The organism is Citrobacter sp. Cb023, assembly GCF_030336805.1.
GTDB lineage: Bacteria > Pseudomonadota > Gammaproteobacteria > Enterobacterales > Enterobacteriaceae > Citrobacter > Citrobacter braakii.
Genome location: NZ_JAOWCV010000034.1, coordinates 212,082 through 229,342 on the forward strand (window position 1 = coordinate 212,082; position 17,261 = coordinate 229,342).

At 52.6% G+C, this 17,261-nt stretch carries 14 protein-coding genes; 9 read left to right on the top strand and 5 right to left on the bottom strand.

What is annotated here, in order from left to right; translation table 11 throughout:
* Positions 1-200: 200 nt before the first annotated feature.
* A complete protein-coding gene (gene uxuA / locus OGW44_RS11260) occupies positions 201-1,391 on the top strand; it encodes a mannonate dehydratase (protein ID WP_185654863.1) in 1,191 nt (396 codons plus the stop codon).
* Positions 1,392-1,436: 45 nt separating this feature from the next.
* Here uxuA and pdxR read toward each other — a convergent pair whose 3' ends face one another.
* Entirely contained in the window at positions 1,437-2,909 is a 1,473-nt protein-coding gene (pdxR, locus tag OGW44_RS11265; protein WP_080858913.1) for a MocR-like pyridoxine biosynthesis transcription factor PdxR, read from the bottom strand.
* 165 nt (positions 2,910-3,074) lie between these two features.
* Between pdxR and torC the strand changes: the two genes are divergently transcribed.
* Genes torC through torD form a run of 3 tightly spaced genes read left to right on the top strand, consistent with a single transcriptional unit; the run spans position 3,075 to position 7,338 of the window.
* Positions 3,075-4,214, top strand: coding sequence for a pentaheme c-type cytochrome TorC (torC, locus tag OGW44_RS11270; protein ID WP_049042001.1), 1,140 nt, complete (start codon positions 3,075-3,077; stop codon positions 4,212-4,214).
* A 3-nt stretch (positions 4,215-4,217) separates the two neighbouring features.
* Positions 4,218-6,716, top strand: a complete 2,499-nt coding sequence (gene torA / locus OGW44_RS11275) for a trimethylamine-N-oxide reductase TorA (protein WP_185654862.1) — start codon at positions 4,218-4,220, stop codon at positions 6,714-6,716.
* Complete coding sequence (torD, locus tag OGW44_RS11280; RefSeq protein WP_115190437.1) at positions 6,706-7,338, top strand: molecular chaperone TorD; 633 nt, start codon at positions 6,706-6,708, stop codon at positions 7,336-7,338. The genes torA and torD overlap by 11 nt, the downstream gene beginning before the upstream one ends.
* A 56-nt stretch (positions 7,339-7,394) precedes the next feature.
* Here the strand turns inward: torD and yeiP are convergent, their stop codons facing one another.
* The gene (gene yeiP, locus OGW44_RS11285) at positions 7,395-7,967 is read right to left on the bottom strand and encodes an elongation factor P-like protein YeiP (protein WP_016153740.1); all 573 of its coding nucleotides are present in this window, start codon (positions 7,965-7,967) and stop codon (positions 7,395-7,397) included.
* A gap of 157 nt (positions 7,968-8,124) precedes the next feature.
* On the opposite strand from yeiP, the gene OGW44_RS11290 reads away from it, so the two are divergent.
* A complete protein-coding gene (locus tag OGW44_RS11290; RefSeq protein WP_049281985.1) occupies positions 8,125-8,379 on the top strand; it encodes a YkgJ family cysteine cluster protein in 255 nt (84 codons plus the stop codon).
* Here the strand turns inward: OGW44_RS11290 and setB are convergent.
* Positions 8,376-9,557 (bottom strand): sugar efflux transporter SetB, encoded by a 1,182-nt coding sequence (gene setB, locus OGW44_RS11295; RefSeq protein ID WP_080858911.1) that lies wholly within the window; start codon positions 9,555-9,557, stop codon positions 8,376-8,378. The two genes, OGW44_RS11290 and setB, sit on opposite strands and share 4 nt — an antisense overlap.
* A gap of 368 nt (positions 9,558-9,925) precedes the next feature.
* Here setB and fruB point away from each other — a divergent pair, with 368 nt between their 5' ends.
* Genes fruB through fruA form a run of 3 tightly spaced genes read left to right on the top strand, consistent with a single transcriptional unit; the run spans position 9,926 to position 13,699 of the window.
* A complete protein-coding gene (fruB, locus tag OGW44_RS11300) occupies positions 9,926-11,056 on the top strand; it encodes a fused PTS fructose transporter subunit IIA/HPr protein (RefSeq protein ID WP_049042010.1) in 1,131 nt (376 codons plus the stop codon).
* A complete protein-coding gene (fruK, locus tag OGW44_RS11305) occupies positions 11,056-11,994 on the top strand; it encodes a 1-phosphofructokinase (RefSeq protein ID WP_003834544.1) in 939 nt (312 codons plus the stop codon). The genes fruB and fruK overlap by 1 nt, the downstream gene beginning before the upstream one ends.
* 16 nt (positions 11,995-12,010) lie before the next feature.
* A complete protein-coding gene (gene fruA, locus OGW44_RS11310) occupies positions 12,011-13,699 on the top strand; it encodes a PTS fructose transporter subunit IIBC (protein ID WP_016153736.1) in 1,689 nt (562 codons plus the stop codon).
* Between the two features lie 78 nt (positions 13,700-13,777).
* Here the strand turns inward: fruA and OGW44_RS11315 are convergent, their stop codons facing one another.
* Positions 13,778-15,076, bottom strand: coding sequence for an anaerobic C4-dicarboxylate transporter (locus tag OGW44_RS11315; protein WP_053390083.1), 1,299 nt, complete (start codon positions 15,074-15,076; stop codon positions 13,778-13,780).
* A 76-nt stretch (positions 15,077-15,152) separates the two neighbouring features.
* The gene (gene cuyB, locus OGW44_RS11320; protein WP_049281984.1) at positions 15,153-15,872 is read right to left on the bottom strand and encodes a cysteate racemase; all 720 of its coding nucleotides are present in this window, start codon (positions 15,870-15,872) and stop codon (positions 15,153-15,155) included.
* 353 nt (positions 15,873-16,225) lie between these two features.
* On the opposite strand from cuyB, the gene hypT reads away from it, so the two are divergent.
* A complete protein-coding gene (gene hypT, locus OGW44_RS11325; protein WP_019077233.1) occupies positions 16,226-17,137 on the top strand; it encodes a hypochlorite stress DNA-binding transcriptional regulator HypT in 912 nt (303 codons plus the stop codon).
* The last annotated feature ends 124 nt before the right edge of the window (positions 17,138-17,261 follow it).

Genomic DNA, 17,261 nt, shown 5'->3' on the forward strand with positions numbered 1-17,261 from the left:
AATACACCTGATTAACCATTAATTAACAATGGCAGTATAAAGTTATATGACAGCAAATTGAATTGGTGTGCCTCATTTATCCGGGGAATGTGAGCTGGATCAATCAATGATAGGCCATCTGTTGAACATCTCCGGGATGGCTGTATGGTAGTCGTCATTCAGGTAGTTTAATTTGGTATAACAACTTGTGAGGTGAAACAATGGAACAAACCTGGCGTTGGTACGGACCTAACGATCCGGTATCGCTTGATGATGTGCGTCAGGCTGGCGCAACGGGTGTTGTGACCGCCTTGCACCACATTCCCAACGGTGAAGTGTGGCCGGTAGAAGAGATTCAACAGCGTCAGGCTATTCTGGCTGAAAAAGGGCTGACCTGGTCGGTGGTGGAAAGTATTCCTGTCCACGAAGATATCAAAACGCGTTCAGGCCAGTATCAAACGTGGATTGCCAATTATCAGCAAAGTATCCGTAATCTGGCGACCTGCGGCATCGATACCGTGTGCTATAACTTCATGCCGATCCTCGACTGGACACGTACCGATCTCGAATATCAGCTGCCGGACGGCTCCAAAGCGCTACGTTTTGACCAGATTGCTTTTGCGGCCTTCGAACTGCATATTCTTCAGCGCCCAGGCGCCGCAGCGGATTACACCGCAGAAGAACAACGCCAGGCGCTGAATTACTTCAATGCTATGAGCGATGCCGATATCGAAAAGCTGACCCGCAATATCATTGCCGGCCTGCCCGGTGCGGAAGAGGGCTATACGCTGGATCAGTTCCGTGCGCGCCTCGCTGAATATGACGGCATCAGCAAAGACGATCTGCGCGATAATATGGCGGTATTCCTGCGGGAGATTGTGCCTGTGGCGGAAGAAGTCGGCGTGCGTCTGGCTGTTCACCCTGACGATCCGCCGCGTCCGATCCTCGGCCTGCCGCGCATTGTTTCGACTATCGAAGATATGCAGTGGCTGAAAGAAACCGTCGACAGCATCAATAACGGTTTCATCATGTGCACCGGTTCCTACGGCGTGCGCGCCGATAACGATCTGGTGAAAATGATCGAAACCTTTGGCGATCGAATCCACTTCACGCATCTGCGCTCCACCTGCCGTGAAGATAACCCGAAAACCTTCCACGAAGGTGCGCACCTGCAAGGCGATGTGGATATGGTATCGGTGGTTGCTGCCATCCTGAGCGAAGAACAGCGCCGTAAAAAGGCGGGCGATTTGCGTCCTATTCCGATGCGTCCGGATCACGGACACCAGATGCTTGACGACCTGCACAAGAAAACCAACCTAGGCTACTCCGCGATTGGTCGCCTGAAAGGGCTGGCGGAAGTTCGCGGCGTTGAGCTGGCGTTAAAACAAACGCAGTTCCGCGATCTGCTGTAAGGTTAACAACAGGGATTGTGCCGCAGGCGCGATCCCTGAAATTCATCAAGGCTGCGCTAGCGCCTGCTCCAGTACCGACAGCACCTTTTTGATCTGCTGTATCTGCAATCCGCCAAACCCGAAAAACATAACAGCATCGCTGTTCTCCCTACGCCATGCGGCTCCTGAGCCATTTTCAATATCTGGCAGAGTGTCAAAGCGGATCCCTGCCAGCAGGCAGCGCTGTTGCAGCCTGGCTATCATATCTGGGTGTCTGTCAACGCGTAACGAGAGGTGCAGACCCGCCGTTGCGCCAGCGATTTTCCCTGACGGAAACAGAACAGAAAGGCCATCGCGTAACAGATTGAGGCGCGCCGCATAGTTGCAGGCCAGCTTGCTGATGTGCGAGTAAAACACCTGATTTTGCATTAATTCGGCTAAAAATTGCTGCAATAACCACTGACTGCCATTGTTATTGAGTGCTTTCATATTCTTTACTGCCGGGAGCAGTTCATCAGGACAAATGAGATAGCCAAGACGCGTTCCCGGCCCCAGCGTTTTGGAAAATGTCCCCATGTAGATAACCCGGTTGTGATAATCCATAGCTTTCAGGGCAGGAAGGGGGTTCTCGCCATAGGTAAAAACAGCATCGTAGTCGTCTTCAAGGATATAAGCGCCGACGCGCTGCGCCCACGTCAATAATGACTGACGGCGCTCCAGCGAAAGGACGCTTCCCATTGGATACTGGTGAGCCGGAGTCACATAGCAAAGCTGGGTTTCATATTCGGGTAATTTATCTGTTTGCAGCCCGTGGTTATCTACAGCAATTGACGTAATGTCTGCACCGTAATAATTAAACAGATGCCATGCGCCAGAATAGCAAGGGGATTCGGCCACAACGTGGCACCTTTTTTGCTGACTGACGGCATGATGAACAATAAATATTTGACTGAGCAGCGACAATCCTTCCTGAATCCCATTGGTAATGATGATGTTCTCCGCCCGGGTATTAATGCCGCGAGATAAATTAAGGTACCTGGCTAGTTGCTCACGCAGTGAAAATAATCCATTTGATGAATGATATCGGGTAAACAATTGCTCTTTAAGTACGCTTGGCGCGTTATTCCATTTTCGCCAGCTTGCCCAGGGAAAAGCATTGGGATCGGGGACGCCCATCCGGCAGTAGCACTCCCGCCCAGGCTCTGCGTAAACATCGGTAGAGACCCCGGCCGCTTTTGGTGTTACTGGCGGAGAGCCCTGGGGTACGGACACATGCGCTGGGGTTACACGTACAGGCGTGGTGAATATCACCTCATAGCCAATGCCGTGTCGGCTCTTAATTAATCCAGCCGCCATCAGCTTATCATAGGCCATCACTACCGTTATTTTGGCAATGTTCAATGCCTGAGCCTGCTCGCGAATAGAGGGGAGTTTATCTCCACACAGCAAATCACCCCGCTGAATGGCCTGTAAATAAAATTGAAATATCTGCAACTGCAGCGGAGTCCGGCTTTCTCTATCGAGAGTCAGTTTGAGCATGATAAATTCCTTATTTATAGATGGTGATTATATTACGGACTTCTGCTCTTTACTATTTGACGAACCTCATAGAGTGGATGCTGTTCCTATAATCTGCCTTCGCTGTCTCTATTTTTGATTTTTATTATCCCTTAGCGTGTCGCTATTAAAAAAATGGAGGCAAGCATGTCGTGGATAAGAAAAAACGCACTATGGTGCGCATTCGCCGGGGCGGTAGCAATGGCCCTGGCTATTTGGGGAACGTGGCAAGGCGTTCATTACACCAGTTCTACCGAGTTTTGTTTATCGTGTCACTCGATGCGCACATCTGGCGAGGAGTATAAAACCAGCGTGCATTTTCGTAATGCTTCTGGTGTGCGTGCGGAGTGTAAGGATTGTCATATTCCGCCAGGCATCGTCCCAACGCTGGTTCGTAAAACGCAAGCCTTAAACGACCTCTACCACACCTTTATCTCTCCTTCGATCGATACCCCGGAAAAATTTGCCGCAAAGCGGGCGGAGTTGGCCCAGCGAGAATGGGCGCGCATGAGCGCGAATAATTCAGCGGCGTGTAAATCCTGCCATAGCTACGAGGCGATGGATCACGGCAAGCAATCGGCAAATGCAGCGGCGCAAATGACCGCGGCGGCGGCAAAAGACAGTAACTGTATCGATTGTCACAAAGGCATTGCCCATCACAAACCCGATATGAGCAGCGGTTTTCGCGATCGTTACAAGCAGCTGCAGCGTCAGGGAGAGCAGTTACCCACGGCGACGACGCTGTATTCGTTAGGCGAAAAATCACTGACTGCGACAGCAGAGAGCCCGGCAGGTAAAGCCATGCTGTACCCGGCAACGCAAGTGCGTGTGCTGAAAAGAGAAGGAAAAAACGTTCAGATAGAGCTGACCGGCTGGCGGGAAAGCAAAGGACGGGGACGGGTGATTACCCAGTATATGGGTAAACGCGTTTTTGCTGCCGTATTAGATGCCTCGCTGATGAGCAACGTGAAGGTTGAGCAAACACAGGTTGATCCGGAGTCACATCAGGAGTGGCAGCAGGTCAGCGTGATGGCCTGGAGTTCGGCGGAGGGTTTTACCGACAATATTGACCCCCTCTGGCAATACGCCGATCAGATGTTGCAATCCACCTGTAGCGCTTGCCACAGCACGCCGCCGCCGACCCGTTATTCCGCGAATGGCTGGATCGCCGGACTGAAATCCATGTCCACCTACTACCGGCTTAATCCGGTGGAAGACCGTACGTTGTTGAAATATCTCCAGACTCACGCCAGCGATATACCTCAACCTAACAATTCAAAAGGATAATTTATGGATATTCATGATTTTAATCCGTCACGTCGACGGTTTTTAAGTGGAATGCTGGCAGTCGGTGCCGTCAGCGCTTTAGGGCCAAATCCACTGATCTCAAAGGTCTGGGCAGCGGGTGAAAACCCGGAGCAATGGATCCAGTCTGGCTCGCACTTTGGCGCTTTTGAAGCCAAAGTCGTGAACGGTGAATGGGTCGATACCCGCCCCTTCAAACATGACAAATACCCCTGCGATATGCTCAATGCCGTTCGGGAGGTGGTCTACAACCCATCGCGTGTGCGCTACCCGATGGTGCGGCTGGACTGGCTGCGCAAGCGTGAAAAGTCAGATCGCAACCAGCGCGGCGATAATCGCTTTGTCCGTGTGAGCTGGGATCAGGCGTTGGATCTGTTCTATGAAGAGCTTGAACGAGTACAAAAGACCTACGGATCTTCTGGTGTCTTTACCGGGCTGGCGGACTGGCAAATTGTTGGCAAATTTCATAAGGCCGGTGGCGCGATGGATCGGGGACTCGGCTTGCACGGTAGCTATGTAACGACCGTCGGCGACTACTCGGCAGCCGCAGCGCAGGTGATTTTGCCGCATGTGATTGGTTCGCTGGAAGTTTATGAGCAGCAAACGTCACTCCCGATGGTTATCGAAAATACCCAAACCATCGTGCTGTGGGGCTGCGATCCTATCAAGAATCTGCAGATCGAGTTCCTGGTTCCCGATCACGATGCGTTTGGCTATTGGCAGCAGATTAAAGAAGCGGTTGCGCAGGGTAAGATGCGCGTTATCAGCGTTGATCCGGTGCGTAGCAAGTCGCAAAACTATCTTGGCTGTGAGCAGTTGGCGCTGCGACCGCAAACGGATGTCGCGTTATTGCTGGCGCTGGCGCATACCCTGTACGAAGGAAAACTGTATGACGTGGCGTTCATTAACGATTATACCGTGGGCTTTGAACAGTTCTTGCCGTATCTGCTTGGGGAAAGCGACAAGCAGCCGAAAAACGCCGAATGGGCGGCGGAAATCTGCGGTCTGACGGCGGAGCAGATCCGCGACTTCGCCCGCCTGCTGGTCAAAGGCCGGACACAGTTTATGGGCGGCTGGTGCGTGCAGCGTATGCACCATGGCGAGCAGTATCCGTGGATGCTGGTGGTGCTGGCCAGCATGGTTGGCCAAATTGGCTTGCCGGGCGGCGGAGTAGGGTTTGGCTGGCACTATAACGGCGGCGGGACGGTCACTTCTGCCGGTCCCGTCCTGTCCGGCCTCGGGAGCATCAACAATCCCCCGGCCGCGAAATACAAAGCGGATTTCCGCGGCGCTTCAGAGCATATTCCTACCTCGCGAATGATCGATTGTCTGCTGGCGCCAGGCAAAAAGATCGCTTTCAATGGTGAAACATTAACTTTCCCTGATATCAAAATGGCGATTTTCAGCGCTGCCAATCCGTTCCATGCGCAGCAGGATCGTAACCGCATGATCGAGGCGTGGAAGAAGCTGGAAACCGTGGTCGTTCTGGATCATCAGTGGACAGCATCCTGTCGTTTTGCCGATATCGTCCTGCCTGTGACCACGCGCTTTGAGCGTAATGACATTGAGCAGTTCGGTACACACTCGAATAAAGGGCTGATGGCGATACATCAGGTGGTTAAACCGCAGTTTGAAGCGCGACATGACTTTGATGTCTTTGCCGGTCTGTGCAAACGCTTTGGTCAGGAAGAGACATACCGCGAAAAGCGGGATGAAATGCAGTGGATAAAAGCCATTTATGATGAGGGCGCGAAAACGGGAGCGTCCCTTGGCGTGAGTATGCCGAACTTCGAGAGTTTCTGGGAGGGCGAAGGATACATTGAATATCCTGCCGGGAAGCCGTGGGTGCGTCACGGAGAATTTCGCGAACAGCCGGATATCAACCCGTTAGGAACACCCTCTGGTCTGATTGAAATTTACAGCAAAACCATCGCGGGCTTTGCCTACGAGGACTGCCCGGGGCATCCGGTGTGGATGGAACCCTTTGAGCGTACCCATGGCAGCAAAACAGATAAATATCCGCTGCATCTGCAGTCCTGCCATCCGGATAAACGTCTGCACTCCCAGTTGTGCTCAAGCGAGGCGTTTCGTAACACCTATGCGGTGGCAGGAAGAGAGCCGCTGTACATGAGCGAGTCGGATGCCCGCGCACGTGGCCTGAAAGCCGGGGATATTGCGCGCGTGTTTAACGCCAGAGGCCAGGTGCTGGCCGGGGTGGTGATCAGTCCGGATTACGCGCCTGGCGTCGTCCGGATTCATGAAGGCGCGTGGTATTCGCCGCAGGAAGGCGGGAAAGCGGGCACATTATGCACTTATGGCGATCCGAATGTGCTGAGTGCGGATATCGGTACATCACAACTGGCGCAGGGGCCTTCGGCGCATACGGTGCTGGTCGAGGTGGAGCGGTACCAGGAGAATGCCCCGCAGGTCACAGGCTTTGGCGGGCCGGAGGTTGTGAAAGAGGAGGGGGCAAGTGCAGCATAATCATATTCATCGACAGCGGGCGGCGGTGTACCAGTGGTTTTCGCAACTGCTGTTCCGCGAGCTGGACGAGGAGCAACTCATCCGCCTGGAAAGTGGGGAAAGCCGAAAGTGGCTGGCGTCGTTGACGGCTATCCCTGGGTTATCCGTTGATGTCAAAAACCTGGAACGTAGTCTCGTTCGGGCGCTGCGCCGGGAAAGCCGACAGCTGGAGCTGGCGGCGGACTATGCCTCGTTGTTTTTGCTGGCACCTCCTGGCGGTGTTTCACCTTATGCGGGGTATTATCCGCATACGACCGCGCCTGAAGAACGCAAGGAAATGAATGTGCTGTTAGTCGAGTATGGGCTGACCCCGCAGGACAACGAGCCTGCCGACCATATTGCTGTACAGCTGGCACTGATGGCGAGAATGGTTACCAAAAAGGAGACGTTATCGGCACAATATTACTTTTTGCATCATCACATTATGTGCTGGGCACCCCTGCTACGGGAAAGTTGTTTACACCGGGACGAAGAGGGGGTTTATCCTCAGGCGGTTAACGTCATAACGCATTTTATGCGTGAGGATGAGCTGTATCTGGAATCTATGTTGGTGGATGATTTTTACCTCAGCAGCCAGGGCTGAAAAGAACAAAGGGACAGCAAATGCTGTCCCTTTTCACCGCTGTCGCAGCAGAAAAGTTAGTCTGCGCGGCCCATATAGCGACGTTCTTCGATATGAATACGGATTTTTTCACCTGCACTCAGATATTCAGGAACCAGGATAACCAGACCGGTGCTCATGGTCGCTGGTTTGTTACGCGCACTTGCTGACGCGCCTTTAATGCCTGGTGCCGTTTCAACGATTTCCAGGTCTACCGTTTGCGGCAGTTCAAGCGCCAGCAGCTGGCCGTCCCAGGTCAGTACCTGCATATCCGGCATTCCGCCTTCCGGGATGAACAGCAATTCTTCTTCGATCTGGTCTTTGGTGAAGGTATAAGGGGTATAGTCTTCTTTATCCATGAAGACGTATTCGTTGCCATCGACATAGGAGAAATCAACGCCACGACGGCTCAGGGTGACGGTATCAACGATGTCATCGCCTTTGAAGCGCTCTTCAACTTTCAGACCGGTACGAACATCAGAAAAACGCATTTTGTACAGCGTGGCGGCGCCACGTGCGGTTGGTGATTGAATATCAATATCTTTTACAATCAGCAGTTTGCCGTTGTAATTCAGTACCATACCTTTTTTAATTTCGTTCGCTCTTGGCATCGAAAAAATCCTGTAATGAGGAGTGTCTAAAATATCGCGTAAAACTACTCGCGCCGGGGCATTCAGGCAAGCGGAATTGATGCTTTTGCTGGTGCAAAAAAGGTGTTACTGTGCGCTTCCTGCACAATCCGATGGTTTACGATAAAGAGAGTACTGTATGGAATGCCGTCCGGATTGTGGTGCATGTTGCACCGCGCCTTCAATTTCCAGTGCCATCCCCGGCATGCCTGATGGCAAGCCCGCTAATACACCATGCGTTCAGCTGGATGAATCCCTGCGTTGTAAAATTTTTGCTTCGCCTCTGCGGCCAAAAGTGTGCGCCGGTTTACAGCCCAGTGCGGAAATGTGCGGACAGACGACGCACCAGGCCATGGTCTATCTCATTGAGCTCGAGGCGCTGACCGCACCTTAAACGTCTTTGATGCGCGTCAGACACGCGACGGTGGCGACGATCATCATCAACGCAAACCAGAATACCGCGTGATAGTTCCAGATTTCAGCGGCAATACCCGCCAACGATCCGGCAATAATCCAGCCCACGCGAATGGTATTTGTATAGAGAGTTGTGGCTGAACCCGCTTGTCCCGGCATCAGATCCTGGAAATAGAGCATGCCAATCCCGCCGAGGATGCCGATGTAAATCGCGTTCAGCAGCTGTAAGCCAAGCAATATCGCCGGAGAGTGGGCCAACAGCATGCCGGCATAAAAGAAAAATCCGGCGACAACGGCGATTCTCATCAACAGGCGTTTGCCCAGACGCTTCGCGAAGTATCCGGCAATCAACATGGTTGGGATTTCCAACCCCGCGGCAGTTCCCATCATGATGCCCGCCAGCTTTTCCGGCAGATGCAGTTCGTTGATAATAAACAACGGCATATTAATGATATAGAGACTGTTAGTCCCCCACATTAATGTGCAGATAACAAACAGCAGCAGCGTGTCGCGTCGATTGCGGCGCGGGGCTTCTACCGCGCCTGTCGCGAGAGGCACATTTTTACTCATCGAGGGTAAGAACAGCCAGACCATTACGCCGCAGACAACAAACGCCACCGCCGCGCTGAGGTACATCACCGTAAAGCTAAACCCCATGGCCAGCGCGTAGGCCAGCGGCGGGCCAATCACCCAGGCCAGCGAAACCTGCGCACGTAATATTGAACTGAACATGACGGCTTCCCGACCCGTACGGTCGGCGTGCTCGCGGGCGAGAGCAAACATTTGCGGGTTGGCGGTCGAACCAAAACTGCTGAGGAATACCCCGACAAACAGCAGAATAAAATAGTTACGGTTCCAGGCGAACAGCACGCAGGCCAACATCCCCAGCACGCAGCAAAACACAATCAGGTTTTTGCGATCGCCTTTTTTATCCGAACGTCCGGCCAGAAACTGACTCACCAAAATGCCGATTACGGCGCTACCGGTAAAAAAGAACCCGACCATGCCGGGACGGGCATGGACTTCATCCGTCAGAAAAAGGCTGAGCGTTGGCGTCTGCAACGCACCGGCGATACCCGTCAGAAACGCGACAAGCAGGAACGCCGAAGACGTTAAATCAAACGCCTTGGGTGTGGCGGCTACGGGGGTGTTGTGCATGTTTTGATATCAATAATGTGAAGAGACGCGGAGTTTACGCTGCTTGTCAGAAAATAAACAGGGAGCCAAATCAAAATCGGCATCAAAAATCAAAATAGCATTTCAGTCAGAGAAAGCAGTTTGCTGACGCTGCTGAATCTGACAGGCTGACGCCGTTTTTGCGTCAGCAATTTTTTCTCCTCCGCGGAGAAAATGTGCGTTATCTCTAAATTCAGCAAGTAATTTGTCAACTTTACTTGTGTGCTGAAGAAAAAAGAGCAAGACTTCTTGAAACGTTTCAGCGTCATCTCGCCATAACTGATGGAGTCAGGTGACGCCTTTTTTCTCATGTTAGCTGAATCGTTTCAAATCAGCGGGAGAGGAGAACCATGTTCCAGTTATCTGTTCAGGATATTCACCCGGGCGAACAGGCCGGGAATAAAGAAGAGGCTATTCGCCAGGTTGCCGCTGCCTTAGTGCTGGCAGGTAACGTAGCGGAAGGCTACGTCGATGGCATGCTGGCGCGTGAACAACAGACGTCCACGTTCCTCGGCAACGGTATTGCTATTCCTCACGGTACGACGGACACGCGCGATCGGGTGCTGAAAACCGGCGTGCAGGTGTTTCAGTTTCCGCAGGGCGTGATCTGGGGTGAAGGGCAGGTTGCTTATGTGGCAATCGGCATCGCCGCCAGCTCTGATGAGCACCTCGGTTTACTGCGTCAGCTGACGCATGTGCTGAGCGATGACTCCGTCGCTGAACAGCTGAAATCTGCGACCACGGCGGAAGAGTTGCGCGCGTTGCTGATGGGGGAAAAGCAAAGCGAACAGCTGAAGCTTGATAACGAAACGCTGTCGCTGGACGTCGTTGCCAACTCGCTGGTCACGCTGCAGGCTCTCAACGCCGCACGGCTGAAAGAGGTCGGCGCGGTTGACGCCACCTTTGTGGCCAGAGCCATTAATGAGCAACCGATGAATCTCGGTCAGGGGATCTGGCTGAATGACTGTGCTGAAGGCAATGTGCGCAGCGCCATTGCGGTCAGCCGCGCAGCAACAGCGTTCGATGTACAAGGTGAAGCGGCAGCCCTGCTGGTGACCGTCGCCATGAATGACGAACAACCGGTTGCGGTGCTGAAGCGCCTTGGCGATCTGCTGCTGAATAATAAAGCTGACCGTTTGTTGAAAGCCGATGCGGCAACGGTGCTGGCGCTGCTGACCAGCGATGATGCCTTAACTGATGATGTACTGAGCGCCGAATTTATTGTGCGCAATGAGCATGGTTTACACGCCCGCCCGGGCACCATGCTGGTGAATACGATTAAACAATTTAACAGTGAAATTACCGTGACAAATCTTGATGGAACCGGCAAGCCGGCGAATGGACGCAGTCTGATGAAAGTTGTGGCATTAGGCGTGAAGAAAGGACATCACCTGCGCTTTACCGCCCAGGGTGAAGATGCTGAACAGGCGCTGAAAGCGATTGGCGAAGCCATCGCGGCGGGTCTTGGGGAGGGCGCGTAATGAGCAGACGTGTTGCTACTATCACCCTTAACCCAGCCTACGATCTGGTGGGTTTCTGCCCGGAAATTGAACGCGGTGAAGTGAACCTGGTTAAAACGACCGGTCTTCACGCGGCAGGGAAAGGGATTAACGTCGCTAAGGTTCTGAAAGATTTAGGTATCGATGTAACGGTGGGTGGTTTCCTCGGTAAAGACAACCAGGATGGTTTTCAGCAGTTGTTCAGCGAACTGGGTATCGCCAACCGTTTTCAGGTTGTACAGGGGCGTACCCGTATCAACGTCAAGCTGACCGAAAAAGACGGCGAAGTGTCCGATTTCAATTTCTCCGGCTTTGAAGTCACCCCGGCTGACTGGGAACGCTTTGTGAATGACTCGCTGAGCTGGCTGGGCCAGTTCGACATGGTGTGCGTCAGCGGCAGTTTGCCGACCGGCGTTAGCCCGGAAGCATTCACCGACTGGATGACGCGCCTGCGCAGTCAGTGTCCTTGCATTATCTTTGATAGTAGTCGTGAAGCATTAGTGGCCGGTCTGAAAGCGGCACCGTGGCTGGTGAAACCAAACCGTCGTGAACTGGAAATCTGGGCAGGCCGTAAGCTGCCAGAAATGAAAGATGTGATTGAAGCTGCACATGCGTTGCGCGAGCAGGGTATTGCTCACGTGGTGATTTCACTTGGCGCGGAAGGTGCGCTGTGGGTTAACGCTTCGGGTGAGTGGATTGCTAAACCGCCGTCAGTCGAGGTGGTAAGCACCGTAGGCGCGGGTGATTCAATGGTTGGCGGCCTGATTTACGGCCTGCTGATGCGTGAATCCAGTGAACACACCCTGCGTCTGGCAACCGCTGTTGCCGCCCTGGCGGTAAGCCAAAGCAATGTGGGCATTACCGATCGTCCTCAGTTGGCCGCAATGATGGCGCGTGTCGACTTAAAACCGTTTAACTGACAGCAGGAGAGGCATAATGAAAACGCTGCTGATTATTGACGCTAATCTCGGCCAGGCTCGCGCTTATATGGCGAAAACCCTGCTTGGAGCGGCGGCGCAGAAAGCACATCTGGAAATTATTGATAATCCTAATGATGCCGAACTGGCAATTGTTCTGGGCGACACGCTTCCTGCCGACAGTTCGCTGAACGGCAAAAAAGTGTGGCTGGGCGATATTGGTCGTGCGGTTGCGCATCCTGAACTTTTCCTCAGCGAAGCGAAAGGCCACGCAAAACCTTATAGCGCTCCGGTTGCGACAGCGTCCGTGGCCAGTAGCGGTCCAAAACGCGTGGTGGCGGTGACGGCTTGTCCAACTGGCGTTGCCCATACGTTTATGGCCGCTGAAGCTATTGAAACAGAAGCGAAAAAACGTGGCTGGTGGGTGAAGGTTGAAACCCGTGGTTCTGTTGGCGCAGGCAATGCCATTACGCCGGAAGAGGTGGCTCAGGCGGATCTGGTGATTGTGGCGGCTGACATTGAAGTTGATCTGGCGAAGTTTGCCGGAAAACCAATGTACCGTACTTCTACTGGCCTTGCGCTGAAGAAAACGAAGCAGGAGCTGGATAAAGCGCTGGAAGAAGCAACGCCGTACCAGCCAGCCGGCAAAGCGCAGTCTGCAACCACTGAAGGTAAGAAAGAGAGCGCTGGCGCGTATCGTCACCTGCTGACGGGCGTATCCTACATGCTGCCGATGGTGGTTGCTGGCGGTCTGTGTATTGCACTCTCATTCGCTTTTGGTATCGAAGCGTTCAAGGAGCAGGGTACGCTGGCGGCGGCGCTGATGCAGATTGGCGGTGGTTCAGCTTTCGCGCTGATGGTGCCGGTTCTGGCGGGCTACATCGCGTTTTCCATCGCTGACCGTCCGGGTCTGACGCCTGGTCTTATCGGCGGTATGCTGGCGGTGAGCACCGGTTCCGGCTTTATTGGCGGGATTATTGCCGGTTTCCTTGCCGGTTATGTGGCGAAGCTCATCAGCACGAAGCTGAAACTCCCGCAGAGTATGGAAGCGCTGAAACCGATCCTGATCATTCCGCTGCTCTCAAGCCTGGTGGTTGGTCTGGCCATGATCTACCTGATCGGTAAACCAGTGGCGGGCATTCTGGAAGGTCTGACCCACTGGCTGCAAACCATGGGAACCGCGAACGCGGTGCTGCTTGGGGCGATTCTGGGCGGCATGATGTGTACCGATATGGGCGGTCCGGTTAACAAAGCGGCGTATGCTTTCGGTGTGGGCCTGCTTAGTACGCAAACCTACGCGCCGATGGCGGCGATTATGGCGGCGGGTATGGTGCCTCCGCTGGCCCTGGGGCTGGCAACGCTGGTGGCGCGTCGTAAGTTCGACAAAGCGCAGCAGGAAGGCGGTAAAGCTGCGCTGGTACTGGGCCTGTGCTTTATTACCGAAGGGGCTATCCCATTTGCTGCCCGTGACCCGATGCGCGTTCTGCCTTGCTGTATCGTTGGCGGCGCGATTACCGGAGCTATCTCGATGGCGGTGGGGGCTAAGCTGATGGCGCCGCACGGCGGTCTGTTCGTGCTGTTAATCCCTGGCGCAATCACTCCGGTGGTTGGATACCTGCTGGCCATTATTGCCGGTACGCTGGTAGCCGGTCTCTCCTACGCGGTGCTGAAACGCCCGGAAGCAGAGGTTGTGGCAAAGGCGGCCTGATTTAACGCTGACATCCGGGGCAGAGATTTCTCTGCCCCTTTTTTTATCCATTAAATCTGCCCGGTAGTGTTAACCGGTTCAGGCAATCATTGGCGCGATGATAAAACCAAAGGCAACGCCAGCAATGATCCCGCCAAGCCCTGGCAACATAAACGGATGGTTTAAGACATACTTACCCACGCGCGTTGTCCCGGTGGTGTCGAACTCCATTGCCGCCAGCGAAGTCGGATAAGTTGGCAGAACAAACACGCCGGTCACTGCGACATAGGAAGCCAGAATGGCCCATGTAGGTACGCCGAGCGCGACGGCAAGAGGGATAATCAGCGGCGTGGTGGCTCCCTGCGAATAGAGAAGCGCGCAGGTACCAAACAGCACCAGCGCCAACAGCATCGGATAAGCCCGTAGAATATCGCCCGCGATATCCTTTATCCCCGTTAAGTGGGCATCAATGAAGGTTGTGCCCAGCGTAACAATCCCCAGAATCACAGCCAACGAACTCATACCCGCGCGAAACGTGGATGTCAGGACAATCGCGTCTGTTGATGTTTTGCATAGCACCACCATCAGACACGCGGCAGCTAGCATGCAGATAATGATAATATCCCGGGTATTCATTGCGTTACCTGCATCGAATCCAGGGCGCAATTGAGGGCATGCGGCAAGAATAACGATGACCACCGTTGCCAGCATAAACAGGGCGACTGACAGTCTGGCACCTGGCGTTGTGCTGTTTTGCCCTGTATATTTACGCACCAGTCCTTTTTGCAGGCGTTCCAGATAGACTTCATCATCCTGTAGCTCACATCCCTGACGTGAGGCGATAAAAGCAGCGACCATCGCAGCGACAAATGAGGCAGGCAGACATACCGCCATAACCTGAATAAAGCTGATACCGTTGCCTTCCATAATAGTCAGCATAGCGGCCATTGCGGCACTGATCGGTGAACCGGATATCGCCACCTGAGAAGCGACTACGGACCCTGCGAGCGTACGGGAAGGGCGAATACCTGACTCTTTGGCAACTTCGGCAATCACCGGCAGAGTAGAAAAGACGATGAACCCTGTTCCCGCCATAATCGTCATCGACCAGGTAATAATCGGCGCAATAATATTGATATATTTAGGGTTACGGCGCATAAAATTACCGGCAATGCGAACCAGATAATCCATGCCTCCGGCGGCCTGTAGCGCCGATGCCGCCACCACCACCGTCATAATAATAAGAATAACGTCAACGGGTGGTGAACCAATTTGCAGCCCAAATCCCAGCGTTAAAATAGCCAGCCCCAGCCCGCCGCATAAACCAATACCAATTCCGCCAAGACGGATACCGAAAAATATTGCGCCCAACACTACGATAATTTCTAGCCAAATCATAATGGCCTCCGCCAGAGAGTAATTTGTAATTAAAATGGGTTTTTATTTAATGCAACAATTAAACAGGTATGGACATTCATTGTGCCAAAAGGTGATTTTTACCCACGCGTTTCTCGTACCATTTAATACCGGCACGAACCAACGAACCGGTTGAATCAATATATTTTTCAGGTGACTTTTTGACGGCTTCAGCAAGAATGACAGGAACTTCAGTACATCCGAGCACGATGACTTGTGCCCCGCGTGAGAAGAGTGCTTCAGCCTGTTCATTCATCAGCGTTTGCGCCCGCTTAGCATCACCAGCTTTTAAGCAATAGATGCTTTCCATCACTTTTTCCTGACTGGATGAGTCAGGGCTGATGCAGGTTAACCCAAGAGATTCTATGCCTTTTTGATAGAGGCCCATGTATAAAGTGGCGTTGGTGGCGAGTAATCCGATTTGCGATTTCCCGCAGTTTTTAACCTCATTGATGGTCGTTTCAACGATACTGAGCAGCTCTGTATGGCAGCACGCTTTTAATTCATTAAACCAAAAGTGGGCGGTGTTACAGGGGATCACAATACACTCGGCGCCAGCATCTTCGAGTTTATGCATATAATCGCGCATTGCCGGAAGTGGGGAATGACCATGATGCATTAACGCGTCGGTTCGGTCAGGAATGTCAGGAATAGATGAAATAATTAAGGGGATATGTTCCTGGTCACGTTGCGCAGCGGTAAAAGTGACGAATTTATTAAACAGATCGACCGTTGCAGCAGGTCCCATACCACCAAGCACGCCAATTAAACCTTTCACGATATATACCTCAATTCACCGATAATTAATATTCAGAGCCGGGTTGTGTCTGCTGATAATGTTTAACAGCAGTGAGAGGTGAGGAGAAATGCAATAATGTATGGTTCAATGCAAAAACCGCATGACTGTGGTTTATTGTGTAACCTCAGCAGGCCGGTATTCGGCCAGAGGCTCCGCGTTACGCGGTGGAAAACCGGTCGTAACCGATAGGGAGAGAAATATGTTAATGTTAAAAATGAAGCCTTGATGCAAAAAACGAATCACCAGGCGCTAATGATGAATGTCATCTCCGGAACTATTCAGGCATGATGCTTTAAGGCTAATAGGCATATTTAAATATCCGCGTGATAAGCATGAAAAATATTGAGACAAAATGGTTATATGACTTTCTGACGTTGGAGGCATGCCGTCATTTTTCCCAGGCGGCTGAGGAGCGCAACATATCCCAACCGGCATTTAGCCGGCGGATCAAGGCGCTCGAATCAGCCGTGGGTGTGCTGCTTTTTGATCGCACAACGAGCCCACTGCAACTCACGGAAGAGGGCAAGCTATTTCATTCGCAAACCCGTAGTTTGTTGCAACAGCTGGAATGCAATCTGGATGAGCTAAGCGGCCACAATTTACTGGGTGTACCCAATATCAAAATAGCGGCGGCACATTCTCTGTCGCTGACGATGTTGCCCAGATTGGTGCACTCAATGGCGGCCTGGGGGGAGGAGTTTGTCTATCACGTTGAAGCTATTGATGTTGTTCAGGCGGTGAATACTCTGCGCGAGGGGAAAAGCGATTTTATTATCTCCTTTCGGGATGAAGACTTAATGCAGTCACCTTTCTGCGGCTTGAAGGTTTTTGAGTCTGAACTGTACCCCGTGTGTGCTGCTGATGCGCAGGGTAAGGCGTTGTTTGATATCTATCAGTCGCAGGCGCCGATTCTGAACTATACCAGCACATCCTACATGGGAAGATTGGTAAACCGTCATCTGGCGGAAGTAGGCGGCATTTCAGCCCGAACGCTGTTTATGTCTTCGATGAGTGAGTTATTAAAAAATATGGCATTGGATGGGCATGGTATCGCCTGGCTGCCGGCGTGGACAATCGTAAACGAACTGCGCGAAAAGCGGCTGGTTTGTCTGCAGACGCCGGAACTGATGGTGCCTATTCAGGCTTATATTTACCGAATGGATACCCGGTTGAATAAAACGGCTGAGCACTTCTGGCGGATTTTGTACAACCATATGCCAGAAGACCTTGTTTCGCTCAGTTGATACGAACCGGATCCCCTGGCGCATCTGAAAAATCTCCGGTTATGCCGGAGTTAAACTCTTTAGACTGCTTGAATTGTGTACTACCTCTCATTTTTTCTTTCCTTTACAGACTGTATCTATAAAA